This is a genomic window from Leptolyngbya sp. GGD, from assembly GCF_026735145.1.
Lineage (GTDB): Bacteria > Cyanobacteriota > Cyanobacteriia > Leptolyngbyales > Leptolyngbyaceae > Leptolyngbya > Leptolyngbya boryana.
The window spans coordinates 72,689-88,369 of the sequence record NZ_JAPQKE010000002.1 but is presented as its reverse complement, the minus strand read 5'-3'; the positions used below and the strand labels follow the sequence as shown (position 1 = coordinate 88,369).

The 15,681-nt window shown below is 46.9% G+C and carries 18 protein-coding genes; 15 read left to right on the top strand and 3 right to left on the bottom strand.

The window, feature by feature from the left end; translation table 11 throughout:
• Window positions 1-2: 2 nt before the first annotated feature.
• On the bottom strand, window positions 3-3,302 hold the full coding sequence (locus OU814_RS09445) for a type 2 lanthipeptide synthetase LanM family protein (protein WP_268182222.1): 3,300 nt from the start codon (window positions 3,300-3,302) through the stop codon (window positions 3-5).
• 814 nt (window positions 3,303-4,116) lie between these two features.
• Here OU814_RS09445 and OU814_RS09440 point away from each other — a divergent pair.
• Window positions 4,117-4,470 carry a Nif11-like leader peptide family RiPP precursor gene (locus tag OU814_RS09440; RefSeq protein WP_268182220.1) on the top strand — a complete coding sequence of 118 codons (354 nt, stop codon included), beginning with the start codon at window positions 4,117-4,119 and terminating at the stop codon, window positions 4,468-4,470.
• A 221-nt stretch (window positions 4,471-4,691) separates the two neighbouring features.
• Entirely contained in the window at window positions 4,692-5,021 is a 330-nt protein-coding gene (locus tag OU814_RS09435) for a Nif11-like leader peptide family natural product precursor (protein ID WP_268182218.1), read from the top strand.
• A 91-nt stretch (window positions 5,022-5,112) separates the two neighbouring features.
• Here the strand turns inward: OU814_RS09435 and OU814_RS09430 are convergent, their stop codons facing one another.
• Window positions 5,113-5,775, bottom strand: a complete 663-nt coding sequence (locus OU814_RS09430) for a 2OG-Fe(II) oxygenase (RefSeq protein WP_268182216.1) — start codon at window positions 5,773-5,775, stop codon at window positions 5,113-5,115.
• 186 nt (window positions 5,776-5,961) lie between these two features.
• Entirely contained in the window at window positions 5,962-6,219 is a 258-nt protein-coding gene (locus OU814_RS09425) for a hypothetical protein (RefSeq protein ID WP_268182214.1), read from the bottom strand.
• Between the two features lie 631 nt (window positions 6,220-6,850).
• On the opposite strand from OU814_RS09425, the gene OU814_RS09420 reads away from it, so the two are divergent.
• The 13 genes from OU814_RS09420 (at window position 6,851) to OU814_RS09360 (ending at window position 15,661) form a co-directional block, all read left to right on the top strand.
• On the top strand, window positions 6,851-7,219 hold the full coding sequence (locus tag OU814_RS09420) for a Nif11-like leader peptide family natural product precursor (RefSeq protein ID WP_268182212.1): 369 nt from the start codon (window positions 6,851-6,853) through the stop codon (window positions 7,217-7,219).
• A 28-nt stretch (window positions 7,220-7,247) separates the two neighbouring features.
• Window positions 7,248-7,613, top strand: coding sequence for a Nif11-like leader peptide family natural product precursor (locus OU814_RS09415; protein WP_190650303.1), 366 nt, complete (start codon window positions 7,248-7,250; stop codon window positions 7,611-7,613).
• Between the two features lie 19 nt (window positions 7,614-7,632).
• Entirely contained in the window at window positions 7,633-8,553 is a 921-nt protein-coding gene (locus OU814_RS09410; RefSeq protein ID WP_268182209.1) for a TauD/TfdA dioxygenase family protein, read from the top strand.
• Window positions 8,554-8,671: 118 nt separating this feature from the next.
• Window positions 8,672-9,076 (top strand): NHLP leader peptide family RiPP precursor, encoded by a 405-nt coding sequence (locus OU814_RS09405; protein ID WP_268182207.1) that lies wholly within the window; start codon window positions 8,672-8,674, stop codon window positions 9,074-9,076.
• Between the two features lie 210 nt (window positions 9,077-9,286).
• A complete protein-coding gene (locus OU814_RS09400; RefSeq protein ID WP_268182205.1) occupies window positions 9,287-9,592 on the top strand; it encodes an NHLP leader peptide family RiPP precursor in 306 nt (101 codons plus the stop codon).
• Between the two features lie 240 nt (window positions 9,593-9,832).
• On the top strand, window positions 9,833-10,180 hold the full coding sequence (locus OU814_RS09395; RefSeq protein ID WP_268182203.1) for an NHLP leader peptide family RiPP precursor: 348 nt from the start codon (window positions 9,833-9,835) through the stop codon (window positions 10,178-10,180).
• 168 nt (window positions 10,181-10,348) lie between these two features.
• Window positions 10,349-10,726, top strand: a complete 378-nt coding sequence (locus OU814_RS09390; RefSeq protein WP_268182201.1) for an NHLP leader peptide family RiPP precursor — start codon at window positions 10,349-10,351, stop codon at window positions 10,724-10,726.
• 122 nt (window positions 10,727-10,848) lie between these two features.
• On the top strand, window positions 10,849-11,202 hold the full coding sequence (locus OU814_RS09385; RefSeq protein ID WP_268182199.1) for an NHLP leader peptide family RiPP precursor: 354 nt from the start codon (window positions 10,849-10,851) through the stop codon (window positions 11,200-11,202).
• A gap of 47 nt (window positions 11,203-11,249) precedes the next feature.
• Window positions 11,250-11,672, top strand: coding sequence for an NHLP leader peptide family RiPP precursor (locus OU814_RS09380; protein ID WP_190650291.1), 423 nt, complete (start codon window positions 11,250-11,252; stop codon window positions 11,670-11,672).
• Window positions 11,673-11,719: 47 nt separating this feature from the next.
• Entirely contained in the window at window positions 11,720-12,076 is a 357-nt protein-coding gene (locus tag OU814_RS09375) for an NHLP leader peptide family RiPP precursor (RefSeq protein ID WP_268182198.1), read from the top strand.
• Window positions 12,077-12,173: 97 nt separating this feature from the next.
• Entirely contained in the window at window positions 12,174-12,548 is a 375-nt protein-coding gene (locus OU814_RS09370; RefSeq protein ID WP_242044333.1) for an NHLP leader peptide family RiPP precursor, read from the top strand.
• Window positions 12,549-12,590: 42 nt separating this feature from the next.
• Window positions 12,591-13,472, top strand: coding sequence for a phytanoyl-CoA dioxygenase family protein (locus OU814_RS09365; RefSeq protein ID WP_190650286.1), 882 nt, complete (start codon window positions 12,591-12,593; stop codon window positions 13,470-13,472).
• An 11-nt stretch (window positions 13,473-13,483) separates the two neighbouring features.
• Complete coding sequence (locus tag OU814_RS09360) at window positions 13,484-15,661, top strand: prenyltransferase/squalene oxidase repeat-containing protein (protein WP_268182197.1); 2,178 nt, start codon at window positions 13,484-13,486, stop codon at window positions 15,659-15,661.
• The last annotated feature ends 20 nt before the right edge of the window (window positions 15,662-15,681 follow it).

Here is a 15,681-nt window from a genome sequence, read left to right as displayed (position 1 = left end):
GTTTAACCCTCCCATAGTAAGACGGATGGCAGACGGTCAGGATAAGCAATTCTCAGAAGCTGATAGCCAATTCCTGACAATCCATGAAAAAAGCCTGGCTCAGTCACTCCAGATGGCGTAACCTCAGATAGGATAAATCCGCCTTGAGCCTGCGCTCTGTTGAGCACAGTACTTGCGGTTTGACGAGCAAAGCCCAAGTGCTCTGGTTGGTTCAACTGCTGGGCTGCAAAGAGAATAGTTTCAATCCGTCCGAAATTGCCCCAGCACAGGGCATCATTTCCCCAGAGCATCGATCGCTGAGTCGTATTCAGCGCGATCGCAATTTGTTCGCGAATGTCTGCGGTATCTAGCACAGATAAGCTGCCTAAGCGAGCTAAGGCAATACCCGGTGCTCCCTGTGCCCAACTCAGTTGAGTCTGATTCGTCTGAGATCGCAGATCTCGCCAGTTTTGAGCTTCGGGAGAGAACTGAGTTTGTTCATACGCGATCGCTTCAACTGCTGCGTCAAAAAACGGTTGATCTTGGGTGACAGCATAGAGCCTCAGGAGCGCATATGCAATGCCAGCAGCTCCGCGAGAAAATCCAGTCAGGGCTTGCTGTCTTCGCCAGGTTTTCCAAGCTTTTACTCCGTCAGTTCCACTTTGATGAGCGAGGAGATGCTGACCACAAGCTCTTGCTTGTTCTAGAAGAACTGCTCGATCAGAAGCTTCGACCCGCGGGATCAAGGCAAGTAAGCTCAAAATCGTACCTGCTGTTCCTCCGATTACATCAAACGTGCGATCGCCTGAAATCTCTTCTAAAGTTATCCAGGTTGTGATGCGTTGCGCAACTTCGACGAGTTCGGGCACTCGCAGCCATTCGCTGATCCAACTGAAAGCGTACACGATTGAACCTAATCCGTCTCCGCCGCCAATCCCTAAAAATTTTGCTAGCTTCAGGATAGAGGATTGATCTGGAGTGCGAATCGCCTCCAACAAGGGATTCAGCGCCAGTAACGCCAATTCTTGCCAAGTCGAGTCTTGGGTGATATGGTAGAGCGCTGCAAAATACAAGGCTAAGCCACACTGTCCGTCATACAAACTTGCTCCAATTCTCTGAATCGAAAAGGTTTGAGTGCGATGCTGATAGTATGCACTCATCCAAGAAATACTGCTATCTTCAGCCATAATTGCAGAGCGGCGAAGCGTTTGAGCGATCGCAATGGCTTCATTAACACACTGCTCAGATGACACTGATGTGTCAACCTGGCAAGTCGAAGGTTGTGCAGATTCAAACTGAGGTTCTTCTAAAAACCGAGCATAAAAAGCAGTTTGAATGACCTGAGATTGAAACGCGAGATCTGATTCACTTAAGGCTTGAATGCGATCGCAGACTTGATCAAAACTAGAGCGATCGAACAGATCCGGAATCACAGTTCCAGTGGGCAGCGTTAAGTCGGTGCTAGAAGTATTCGCAGTGAGGAGCGGAATATCAAGCTGTTCTAGAGAGTATCTCTCTGCTTCTAGAATGCGCCAGTAACGAGGCTTTTCTGATGATACAAGATACGCTCGGCTTAAGACATCTAGCCCAAGACTACGAGCGATTCCCGCTTGGAGAAACATCGGAGAGAGAGAACGCGCCAAAATTGCACCATAAGTTTTCGTATCCCGAAAGAGCAACCGACACTCTTGGTGAGCAAAGTTCTGAAGGGGACTCTGATCGGATAAAAGCATTTCTCGATACCGGATCAGCCACCGATACATCTGCTCAAATCCAGTGACAATCTCGCTGATAAAACGCTCTGGTGTGACGGGATCACCTTTTAAGATCGGCAAATTTGATTTTTGTTCAAGCACCGTAGTGAGCGAACCGTAGCTCACCTGCATTCCATCTGTATTGATATGCTTCCAGGTTGAAGTCGGAACGGATTGATCTTCTAATTTTCCTAATCCACTGACATCAAAACTGAATAGGTCATTCACTGCTAACCTGCTTTGAGGCAGCAATGCTGTACGTAATACTGAGTTAAATAGCTTTCGAGAGAGTCCAGTTGCAGCATCTGACGACTCTACAGACTGAGCAGGAATTTTCGGATGCAGCAATGCCTCCATATCGACTAATATTGGATATTCCCCGTGAGCAATCAGATTTTCATAGTGATAATCGGTTCCCTCTAGCGTGTGAATTAAGCAGAGCAGCATCCCCGATCGCTGATAAAAGCGACGAACCGCTGCTTCAGATTCACAGGGCATCGCAGCGATATATTCTAACCACCCATAAGTTTGATAGTCCAACACGATCGGAGCTTTGAGCGGCAGGGGAATGTCGTGATGATTACACCAGTCTAAGAATTCGCGAAAAGCAACTTCCAGTGCTAGTTCTCTGGGTTTATAAACGACCTTTAACCCGGTATCAAAGGTCAGGATCATGACGGAGCGTCCGCCTTTGTGAGCGTCCGCGACGCTGGCATCAATGGATACGACCTGTGTCAATGCGCGATCGGGAGAGAAGGTCTGTTGAATTGTCGTCCAGTCTGCTGCTAACCGAGTCAGCAGTTCTGTGGTTGCTTCGACCCAAGACTGAACGATGCTAACAACCAGGCGCGCTAGAACACTGTATTGCTGGAATAGCGAGAGGAGTCCATCTTGTAATTGCTGATCGACAAATGCCTTATATCGATCACAACGAGGAGCGCTTTGCACCGAAAGTAATAGAAAATCGCGCAAAGAATCGCCTGTGGAGCGAAAGTTGGAGAATTCATGGAATAAGGGAGTTACACAAACCGTTGCAAGTTCTTCGATGAGTTTGTGTTCTAATGTTGCATGGGTTGAGTCTGATAAAAGGTACAGGTGATCAGCCGTTCCCAAGCGCTGTTTCAGCAACGACTGGGCAACTTGCAAACTGGGGAGGCTAAGGTGCTCGAATGGAACAGGCCGATCGAGATTAAGGGCGCGGTGGGATGTCGGTTTACAGCGATGTTGGGCAAGTGCCGCATCCATGATTTGTTGCAAAACTTCCACCCAGTCAGGTAAAGCCTTCACCTCTAACGATTGATCTTGCAGAAGTGCTTCGCTCACTAAAAGACGTGCTGTTTCCAGTGGCAAAGCTTCCCAGTCTAATCGTTTTTGAAAGGTTGCCCAATTGCCTTTGGCAACAACTTGGCACCAAAAGTCTAAGCGTCTGTCAATTTCGGCTTGCGTTTCAGGGGATGAATCTGGAGTTAGCAGGGAATGAGCGGGTAATGCTTTCAACTGCTCTGAAAGAGTCCGCGATCGAGCGGCGATCGCAGCCAAGATGTCGGTGGAGGAATGAGTCGTTAACATGATTTATAAATTAAGCCAATTTCCGAGCTTTGACAATTAGAAATAGCAAAAAAATGCAAAGTGAATTCCATCAATGCAAACGTAACAAAATGTTTTTATGATGTGTTGGATAGAGTTGCAAATCTAAAAAAAATCTAAGTGTTAATTGGTATCAAAAGGTATCAATCTAGAGCAATTTTGAAGGGGCTTTGAAGCAACCGAATCTTGAGCCGAAGCCGTATCTATGTCAGACAAAAGGGTTAAAAAGTATCAAGATGTGTCTTACTGAGCTGAAAGATTATGGAACTATTCAGCGAAAAAAGTAGGAAAACGTATTTAGCCGATTGAGGATTTGTTTTCGATATCAGTTAAACATTGAGTTAACATTTTTTCACTCAGCGATTCCTTGAAAAAATGAGCTGTTGAAATTGGTAGACAACTTCTTTACGCATGTAGTAAAGTTTATTTTCAGGATTGATTAGCAAAAACTTTCAAAGTTTCTGCTGATTGTTCTAGTTGACCCTGAAGCAACAGTTTGGGCAAACGGTGCAAAGTTTGTTTTAGCCGATTTCTGAAATCGATAGTGAGCGATCGCAGATTATCCTGTTGACTGACCTCTACAGGTCATAAAAGTATTGTGATTTGAGTTTAGATTTGAGTTGAAATACCTTGCTCACTATCAAGGTATTGACGGAGTTTTCATCAGTACGATGTGCAAGAGTACGATGTGCAAGTGATAAGCCGAGAGCCGCAGCGTTACAAGAGCGCTGCGCTCCTGCCTTTCTGTTGATTTCAAAACACAATTCTATTCTGTTTAACGTATCAGGAGATTTTCATGAGTGCTGAAGCGGTCAATCAATTTCTGCAAAAAGTTGCAGAAGACCAATCTCTGCAAGCTGAGCTAGCAAGTGTTTTGGGAGCACCCGACGATCGAGATTTAACCACTCAGTTGGCGAAGCAAAAAGGATATGATTTCACCTCCGATGAACTCTGGGCAGAAGTGCAAAAGCGCCAAGCCGAGTTCGATCGACTGCGGGAATCAGGTGAACTAGAAATGAGTGACGAAGAATTAGAATCCGTCTCTGGAGGTATAATATTTACTCTCGTCTATCTCATTGGATCGGCTATCGCCACTGCAGTTGCCACTAGTGCCGGGGGTGGCATAACCTACGCTAAAACCCAATGGTAAATCGCTGTTCATTCAATCCTAACGCGGGTTCCACCGCTAGTAGTAGACATTGAATAAAATTTGCTTCGCTAGCTAACGGTTGAACCGTCTCTGGGGTTGTCTGATTGACCGTGACGGGGAAAGACGATCTTCAGATCATTCTGCTGACTAGCTTGTAGAAGTTAGTTAGCTTTTGTAGTTCAAGTTTGAACATCTATCGCAACATAAGGAGTTTTGGTTTCATGAGTAGACAATCTGTGACTGACTTTTTGCAGAAAGTTAGCGAAGATCAGGCATTACAGGCTGATCTGGCTAAAGCATTGCAAGTAGAAAACGATCGCGAAGCGGTTACTACACTGGGCAATCAGAAGGGCTATGACTTCACTTCTGACGAACTCTGGGAAGAGGTGCAGAAACGTCAAGCGGAGATTCAAGCCCAAGCAGATTCTGGAGAACTGAGTGATGAAGAATTGGAAGCAATTTCTGGAGGACTCAGCCCCCTAATCTTCATTACATTAGCCGCACAGGTGAGTGTGTCTGTTAGTGTTGCTGCTACCACTCCAACTTGGTAAATCAGTTACAGAATAGAAGATCTCTAGCTCCCTTCCTCTTAGGGAAAAGGGAGCTAGAGATGAGGAAAACTATACTTGCATTCAGCAACATCTACGAGCCGCGAACTAGAGTTTGACTGAGGACTTGATGAGGAGATGCCTTGGGGCGAAGTCCACGAATCCAGCCATTGATCGTAAATCGACTGTCAGCAAAGGCATGTGAGGGACAACGAATAGGCATAACCTCATGAAACTGACGACTTAGGAAGAAAACAATCCGATTGTTCCGTGGCTCTATGCTTTGAAAAGAATCAGCCTTATCATATAGATGATTTATAAATGTGCTGTCATACAGTCGCAGTTCTCCTCCAGAGAAAGCTTTGGGTTCGTTGTGGAAGTAATAAACGTAAGTGAGTAGTCTGTTCTTAATTTTAGATTCAGGACTTCTATCGTAAATCCCATTATCCGTGTGAAGTTTGTAATAGCTTCCATCATTATGTGCTGTGAGTTGAGCCTCAATTTTGGATATCTCAAGTGAGGGCAAGCTCAGTTGGGCGAGGATGTCAGGAAATATTGCTCGAATGCGAGCTTCAACAATGCTAGAAAATTCAGGAAACGAGAACAGAACCCAGGCTTTCCGGTGAAGTGATCCCTCGATCGTCATGTCTGCTGATACAAAATGAGATTGCTGTTGAGCGACGTAATTGAGCAGATGACGATGCTCTTCCACAGATAGCCAATTGTCAATCTGAACATAATGCGCGGCAAATTTCATGATGATTCTGCTGAGAGTGATGACGGATCTGAACCGCAAAGTGTTGAATGCTAGTCGGATCAAGAATTTTGAACAGGATTTGATCCTAGCTGCTGCTTGATGATGCAATCCTGACCTGAAAACTGCTTGATCCGATAGCAAGCAACGGAAACTATCAGACTTTGACGTTGAAGTTAAGTTATAGCCCTAGAAAACTGGACCTAGTATTGAAGGCGCAACCGTAGCTGGTGGAGGTGGGGGTGTGGTGGTGACTGTTGAAGTAGTTGTTCCTGTTGTGAGATAAATTAACCCTGCTCCTGACATCTCTTCCAGTTCTTCAGCGCTAAGTTCTTCAGTATTAAGCTCTTCAGTTGTAGCCTCTATAGTCTCTTCAGCAGATGGATTCTCGACATTTTGTTCAACAGGTTGAACAGGATTGATTTCGTTGTTAGATTGGCTTGTCACGATCGCATCTCCTAATGTACTAATTCGTTTTCTCGGTGTCTTGAAGAATCGGTAGGCAAAACCTACTTCATAAACAAAAACCTACTTCATAAACTAAGCTAACTTCCTCATTTTGACAACTGAAAATCTAGAAAAAATGTCGTGCATTCTCAAGTAACAAAATGTTTCTGGTTGAGTCTTAAATTGTAAAAAATAGCAGGTGTGAATTGGTATCAAATAGTATCAAAATGTAGCGGATTTGCAGGCAGCCTAAGCATACAAATTGTGGGGAAAAAGCACAGCGTGCTAAACGATCAGACACGAAAGAATAAGAAAACATGCTCTACTCATTCAACACTGCTCAACCTCGTCAGAGTAGGAAGTAGGAAATAGTATCAAAACGAGTGAAATCGTTTCAAATAGATGCGAGATCGAGCAATTTAAACTTTTCTTTTGCAAATCAAACTAATTATTGAGACTGCTAGACAATTTTGGCTATATCTAGTTAAATCTAGTGGCATGATTGACGAGAAAAGTTTTGCAAGCGCTTTGAACGTTCGTTGAAAATTTCTTTTGTTCCTTTAAGCGCGACCCAATTCAACATGATCTGAATCTACTGTAATGACTGAAATCAGAGTCAAGGAGTTTTACGATGAGTACGCAGGCTGTTACTGATTTTTTGCAGAAAGTTGCTGAAGACCAGACCTTGCAAACAGAGTTAGTGCAAGCTTTGAAGGCTGACAACGATCGAGAAGCCGTCACGCAACTGGGCAATGTTAGAGGCTATGAATTTACGTCCGAAGAGTTGTGGGCAGAAATTCAGGCACGTCAAGCTGAGATTGAGCAGAAGCGAGCGAGTGGAGAACTAGAACTCAGTGATGAGGAATTAGAGGCAGTGTCTGGAGGTGAACTCTTTTTTGTAGCGACGATGGTTGCATTCGGAATTGCCTCAGCCGTCGGTTCTATTGTAGGAACGGCGACAGCGCACCTGTGGGGTATCGACGCATCAATTAAGTGGTAAAAGTAAGGGGTAAAGGAGCATTAGCATCATGAGCACACAAGCAGTCACTGATTTTTTGCAAAAAGTTGCAGAAGATAGTACTTTGCAAAGCGAACTAGCAAATATGATCGGAGCCGAGAACGATCGTGAAGCTGTCACCCAACTCGCACAGCGGAATGGGTACGAGTTTTCCTCAGAAGAACTCTGGGCAGAAGTACAGAAACGCCAAGCCGAATTTGAGGCAAAGCGGGAGTCTGGTGAATTGGAGTTAAGTGATGAGGAGCTTGAAGCAGTAGCAGGCGGAGAAATTGTCTCGATCGCTATTTCTGCTATCTTCCTTGCAGTCACAGTCGGAGGTAGTGTCCTCGCAGGAACGCTGGCTGCTACCGCTATCAAAGGACCAGCAGCCTGGTAGCTGTACCGAGAATGCCATCATGCCCATTCCTGCAAAAACGTCATTCGTGCAGCCCCAAACTCAATCTCAACTGCTTGTGGATCTCAAGGTCGTTCCACTCTCGCCCTGTATTGGGGCAGAGATCGAGGGAATTGATCTGTGCTATCCATTGACGCGGGATGAGCAAGCCACTCTAGATCTTCTTCGTCAGCGCTACAAGGTTCTATTCTTTCGGGATCAGTCCTTAACGGTTGAACAATTGATTCGATTCGCGAGTCAATTTGGAGAGTTAGAGCAATACGTGAGTGACGGTTTGCAGGCGGGAAGGAGTGTTCATCAGGATTATCCAGAATTAGTGTCTTTCTGCTACAACACCGATTACCCAGGTCGGGAAAACTTTTGGCACTACGATATTGCTCCGCAGGGCACTCCCTATGCTGCTGCGATTTTGAGAGCGGTGCAGGTGCCGGAATTGGGGGGAGACACTTTATTTACAGATGTCGGTGCAGCATATCGAGCGTTGAGTCAGGAGATGAAGCAAACTTTAGCGGGGTTAGTTGCCCTAAATGACTATTTGCCGATTCGGCGGATTGCCAGAGCCAAGGGAATGTCTGAGGCTACTTTAGCTTGTTATGATGCAATTTTTCCAATCGTTGAAGCGCCGCTCGTGCAGAATCATCCGGTTACGGGAGAACCGATTTTGTGGGTGAATTCTACTTTTACAATTCGGATCAAAGATCTGCCCGATGCAGAATCACGATCTCTCTTAAACCATCTAACCGAGCATTACAAACTGCCTGAATTTCAATGTCGGTTTCGCTGGACACCGAATGCGATCGCGTTTTGGGACAACTGGGCATGTCAGCACTATGCCATCAACGATTACTATCCTCAGACTCGGATCATGGAACGACTTTCACTTGTGAGTTGGAGCAATGACAATGGCTGCGAGTACAAGTAACTACCCGATGGAAATTAGCGTTGCCATTGTGGTGATGTGTCTATTGGTGATTGCAATTCTCTGGCTGCCTGACATTTTAAGCAAAGACTAATGCAGTGTAATTCATGGGAGAGCACAGATGACAACAGACTCGAATTCAGGGCGGATGAGCGAGGTTGAAACTCAGTTGATCAGCCGAGCGATACAGGATGCAGCATTCCGCGATCGTTTGATTGCAGATCCGAAAGCCGTTCTTGCTGAGCAGGGGTTAGCAGTTTCAGAAGATGTAAAGATTCAAGTTTTGCAAGAGACATCGAGCCAGTATTATCTTGTCCTACCAGCAGCAGAATACAGTGCGGCTGACAATACGATCGCCCTATCAGATGCTGAGCTAGAAGCGATTGCAGGGGGGGCTGCGAGTCAGGTGACTTCATGGACGGGCTGTGCTAGCGGACAATCTGGCTGCATTGTATCCAACATTTGCAATAGCTCACCCCCTGAGGGGGCTGCAGGCGCGGGTGGTCCTTTCGTACCAACACGCTAGCCATACGCTCAAATATCCAATCCTGATGATACTGGTTTCTATAAGTCGACCTTTCGTAAAATATTCCTGACCTCATTAGTGTTTCATAACATATGAAATTCAGCCCAGATCGCACGGTTAAGGCTCATGTCTTCGCGCTCGATCTGCACTGAATGGGTTCCTCTACTAGCGAGTAATTTTATGACCACCAGCAACCCATCTTCATCCCGTATGACTGATGTTGAAGCACAGTTAATTGCTCAGGCAACGCGAGATGCTGAATTTCGCAATCGTCTAGTTGCGAATCCCAAAGCAGTTCTCGCGGAACAAGGTATCACGATTCCAGATGACGTACAGATTCAAATTTTGCAGGAGTCTGCTCGTCAGTATTACTTGATCTTACCTGTGGTTGAAGTCAGCGATGCTACCAAATTATCGGAACAAGAATTAGAGACTGTGGCAGGGGGAGGAATGGCTGGACTCAGTTATACCTGGAATAGCGGCTGGACAGGCTGTGCGGGTGGATGTGGTCTGTGATTCAGAGCTTTGGTTGTGAGAATTATTACAAGAGTTAGAAGTGGTGGCTGGGGGAGTAACTACAAATGTCTCTTCTTGGACGGGTTGCGGTTCTGGAAATTCGAGATGCTACTGGAGTGCTGGCGCTCAAGGCTGCTGATTAGGATGAAAGACATCTGACTCAAGCAGCATGTTTGTTGGATTGCATTCTCTCTTGCTCAATCTATCACCAATGTTTCATCTACTGGAGATTAAATTTCTATGACTACTAGCGATTCGACTCCATCAGCACGAATGACAGATATTGAAGTGCAGTTAATTCGTCAAGCAACGCAGGATAAGGCATTCCGCAATCGCCTGCTCACCGACCCGAAAAGTGTCCTCAAAGAGCAGGGATTAGCTCTCCCCGATGACGTGCAAATTCAAGTCTTACAAGAAACTTCCAATCAGTACTATCTCATTCTGCCAGCAAGCAATGTCTCATCCTCAGAAGGTATTTTACTCTCTGATCAAGAACTAGAAGGCGTGGCTGGGGGTTCAGCTACAGGTACAGCTTGGACAGGGTGCAATTGCATCATTAGCGCAACTCAAGGAAGATTAACTTGTTGATGGGAAACGCCAGGTAGAGAGGCAAAAACACCTGCTGCGCTTTTTTAGTAGATTGAAATCATAACACTCAGCAGAGATGACAGCAGCCATTAGACTCAGATGCTCTGTCTGTCCAGGTTGAGTTCCGCCTGCTCAATCGGTGATTTATCAATTGGAGATTAAATTTCTATGACTACCAGCGATTCGACTCCATCAGCACGAATGACAGAGATTGAAGCACAGTTAATCCATAAAGCAATGCAGGATATGGCATTTCGCGATCGTCTCTTAGCTAACCCCAAAGCCGTTCTCGCTGAACAAGGCTTAGTCGTACCTGATGATATTCAAATTCAGGTGTTGCAGGAAACTTCCAATCAGTACTTCCTTGTCTTACCGACACTGTCATTATCTGAAGAGGAGACCGTTGATCTATCCGATTCAGAATTAGAGACAGTTTCTGGAGGCGTAGATACGACGAACACTTCGTGGACCGGATGTGCCTCTGGGCGATCAGGATGTATCGTCTCTACGAACTGTCAGGCTCGTGACTATCCTGGTACCTTGTAGCAGCAGGTTCAGGTGAGCCAATTTCCCTGTTTTGAGTTTGGCTGAACAGACTAGACTATCGAATGTTCAGCGGCATTGTGACGAGACAAACCTTCAATGATGGCCAGATTATTACTATGAGTATGCACGAAATATCTGCATCTGGACGCATCACAGATGTAGAAGCGCAAATCATCAATCAAGCAATGCAAGATAGTGTGTTTCGCGATCGCTTGCTCACTAATCCCAAAGCAGTTCTCTCAGAACAAGGGTTAGCAATTCCAGAAGATGTGCAAATCCAAGTGTTACAGGAAACGGCTAATCAGTACTATTTGATCTTGCCCTCAATGAGCGGAACAGAGCCAGCGAGTGCGCCCCCACTTTCTGAGGCTGAACTAGAAGCTATCTCCGGTGGTGCGGGCATTGGTAGACCAAGAACATCTAACACAAGCTGGACGGGCTGTGCATCAGGACAAAGTGGTTGTGTTGCAGGATAGTGAGGCCTAGAAGTAATGTTTTGTGGAGTTAACCCAGGAGATTGACCGTGAATGCGAATGAGATGCCTGCAATCGGACGGATGGCAGATTTGGAGACACAATTGATTGATCAAGCAATGCAAGATAGTGCATTTCGCGATCGCTTGCTCACCAATCCTAAATCAGTTCTCTCAGAACGAGGTTTGACCGTGCCCGATGAGGTGCAAATCCAAGTTCTTCAAGAAACTTCAAGCCAGTTCTATCTCGTGCTTCCATCACTTGCTGATGAGTCGGGATCAGAGGCGATCGCACTCTCCGATGCAGAGTTAGAGGCAGTCTCAGGAGGAGGATCTAATGTGTCCTCCTGGACGGGCTGCGCATCTGGGCGAGTAGGGTGTGTTTTGAGTACCCCAGAGACGACCCCGACGACCCCAACAAGTTCCTCTTCTTCAGGTTACACTCCCCCAAACACTCCAAATCCATCATATTAACCAATCCTCTATTCCTATTTTTGCTGAGTTAATTTTAGGAGAAACATATGTCAGATTTCACTTCCCCATCAGGGCGGATGACGGAGATTGAAGCTCAGTTAGTGAGTCGGGCGGCTCAAGACCCGGCATTCCGCGATCGCCTGCTCGCTAACCCTAAAACCGTTTTAGCAGAGCAAGGACTCGTTATCCCAGACGATGTGCAAATTCAGGTCTTACAAGAAACACCCAATCAATATTATCTAGTCCTGCCTGAAGCCGTGACAGGGTCGGAATCTGAAGCAAATGCGTTGTCAGAGCAAGAATTGGAAGCGATTGCTGGAGGATCTTCTACGTTCTCGACTTGCAAAACGGGATGGACAGGCTGTGGTTCCGGGCAGAGTGGATGCGCGATTAATGTTTTATAGCTCCTGAATCTGAAGCGTCTGCATGGCCAGAGGTAGCTGACTGAGACAGGATTAGAATTTTACCCACGTTTAGCGCAAAATTACGAGGACTAGCATCATGACGACCAACGATATGTCTGCATCTGGGCGCATAGCATCACTGGAAACGCAACTAGTCAATCAGGCAATGCAGGATAGTACATTCCGCGATCGCTTGCTGACCAATCCCAAAGCGGTTCTGGCAGAACAGGGTTTGAGCGTGCCCGATGACGTGGAAATCCAAGTTTTACAAGAAACGCCGAATCAGTTCTATCTCGTGCTTCCAGCAGCACCCACCTCGGAATCAGATACAATCGCGCTGTCCGATCGCGAATTAGAAGCAGTGGCAGGGGGCGCAGATTCAGGAGTCTCTTCTTGGACGGGCTGTGCTTCTGGACAGGCGGGTTGCGTTTATAGCAATGGCTGCACTTACATCTGTGCAGGAGGAGCTTAGCCCCCCTAATCTGCCCAATATCAATTTATTCACAGGCAACTTATGAGACAGAGCATCTTTTCCCGTTTCGCAATCTTGCCAGAACTGAACGGCGATTATCCTTTGCTCCCAGAGCAGATCGAAACGTTTCAACAAATGGGGCATCTGCGGCTCGATAGCATAATGACGATAGATGAAATCGCAGCCTATCGTCCTGGACTCGTAGCAGCCGTCAATCGCTACGATCTAGAACGCAAAGCAATGGAGAAATCTGTCGCAGGGCAAAGTCAGGGTTGGAAATTTGTCGAAAATCTCTGGCAACTGGATGCGACCGCTCGCCAATTTGTTCTAGCAAAACGATTTGGAAAAATTGCAGCTGATCTCTTAGGTGTGGATACCGTTCGATTGTTTCGGGATCAGTCCTACTTCAAAGACCCCGGTGGTGGTAACACTCCTTGGCATCAGGATGGCTACTTCATGCCCCTCGATACCCAGAAAATTGTCACGATGTGGATTGCCATTTCCGATGTGTCGGCTGACATGGCTCCGATGACCTTCGTGACAGGTTCTCATTTACAAGGCTATATGGGAACCTCGATGCCGATGGATGCTTCCCTGAACGAGTTTGAACATGCGATCGCACAACGGGGCTTCCAGTTCTGCAACTATGGCGCGATGGCAGCCGGAGATGCCAGCTTCCATTGGGGGTGGACGCTCCACAGTTCTCGCCAAAACACCGATCACAGCACCCGCGAAGCCTTCGTGGTGGTTTACTATGCCGATGGAGCTAGGGTATCGATGCCACCCGTATCCTCAAACGCTCTGCCCCAAGAGCACTTTGCTGCTGTGATTCGCCAGCATAATCTCAATACCTGTCTTCCCGGATTGCAGTCAGGAGATCTCGCCGTCACCGACATGAATCCGATCGTCTATCAGCGATCATAGGAGCTTTTACCATGTGGTTGTACTCCCTGGAACACTCTCTGACTCAAATTGAGCCAAACCTGACGCCCTTGATTGCTCCCAAAGCCCTAGAACAGTTGAAAGCAGTCAGTCGGTTCTTTCCCGATGCGCTGACCGACACCTATGGATTTGAGTATCGTCTGGCTCCCGCCTCATCAACGGTTGATTTTGCCATTCATATCGACAAACCCGAAGGTGCAATTCTCGCCGGATATCATCCCAACCAGCGGCTTCCAGAGGTCTTCGATCGCCATCCGGCGTGGCAACAGATTCAGCAGTTTTGTGCTGCTTGGGCTGATCCGTCCGCTTTGCTGCACTATCACATTGCCGATCTGTGGCTAGAGTTTGATTTAGAGCGTGATCAGGTTGATGATCTGCCTGTCCCCGGAGTGTTATTTAGACCAGAGCAAAGCCAACCCAGTCTTTCTACTAGGTATGACTGGATTTGGGAACAAGCACTGCCTGTGCTTCTAAATACAGCACTTCCAGATGCGGTGCAAGCTAAACTGATCGAATGTCTGACCTGCCTTCCCGCCAAAACCGGGGTATTTCAAGTGGGAGTGATGTTGAGCCGAAGCGTGCAGGCTGTGCGCTTGTGTTTGGTTGGCTCACCCTCTCAATTGATTCCCTATCTTGCTACTCTGGGCTGGCAAGGCGATGTTGCAGAGCTAGAAGCGATCGCCCATGCTCTCATGCCCTACGTCGATGGCATCATCTTGTCTCTTGATGTGGGAGAACACCTCTATCCGCGAATCGGTATTGAAGGCATTTATCTGTCTCGCTATCTGCCCTGTGTTAATGGACAATGGCGTTCTCTTCTCAATCATCTCGTCCAAGAAGGACTGTGTGAGGCACAAACCCGAGATGCGCTCTTACAGTATTCAGGCTATAGCGTGGGTAAAGCGATTCATCAACGCATTTATGTACGAGGATTGAATCATCTCAAATTACTCTATCAACCTGGGTTACCCCTTGCTGCCAAAATCTATTTTGGAGTGATGCACAAGTCAACAAGCTGCTTGGTAAATCCTGTTCATGTTCCAGTCGCTTCGTTGAACTCTGAAAACAGAATATCTCTGCACAAGAAACCTCGATCGCTGGATTCAGCCTTATCTTCAGCCGTGAGCTTTTTGTTAGCAGCTCGTGATCCTCAGGGATGGTGGGCAGATTTTCGCTTAGCAGCAGGCATCAGCGATGAATGGGTAACTGGATATGTGGGAATGATGTTGTCTGGTGTGTCAGATGATCGTATTCCATCGGTCATGCAACAGTCCTGGAAGCTGCTGAATACCCGCACTCACCGAGCAAATCAGACGTGGGGATATAACCGCTTTCCACCCGGAGATGCAGACAGTACAGGATGGGCAATTCAGTTAGCAGCGACCTTAGAAGAAACAGAGTCAGAGCGAATCCAGCAGGCGGTGCATTCTCTGCTGTCCCATCAACGACCGGATGGCGGCTTTTCGACCTATGAGCGAGCAGAACCGATTCGAGCCTTTATCCATGCGCCACCAGAACAGACTTTAGAGGGTTGGTGTGGTTCTCATCCCTGTGTGAGTGCTGCGATCGCGACTTTACCCCATGGAATTTTACCGTCCACTTGTCGATCGCGATTGCACCACTATTTACAATCGACTCAATCAGCAGATGGAAACTGGGACGCTTACTGGTGGCAAGATCCTGAATACAGTACAGCCCTAGCAGCAGCAGCGATCGCGGTATCTCAACCAGATTCACCACGCATCACTCAAGCAGTCAATTGGGGACTGAATCGCCTGACTGACGAAGGCTTTATCCCCACATTAGATCATCCTACGGGTTCCCCGTTTGCGACTGCCTGGTGTCTGCGTTTGTTGTTATTGCAGCCAGAAAATCCTGCTGTTCAGGCAGCAATCGTCACTGTAGTGGATTGGCTTTTAGACCAGCAACAGCCTGATGGCTCTTGGGCTGCTTCCGCTCGATTGCGAGTTCCCTACCCGGATGACCAAATGCCCAATCAATTTGACCAATGGATTTACCACGGAACGGTTCAAGGCAGTCTCGTATTTGATCACGCTCGCATCTTTACCACCGCAACGATTCTACAAGCATTAGCTCAATTCCAGCTCTACTCGTCGAAGCACCTGGACGGGAAATCAGTTCAAGATGAATTAACAACAGTTTTGGCATAACAACTAATCCGATGACAGGA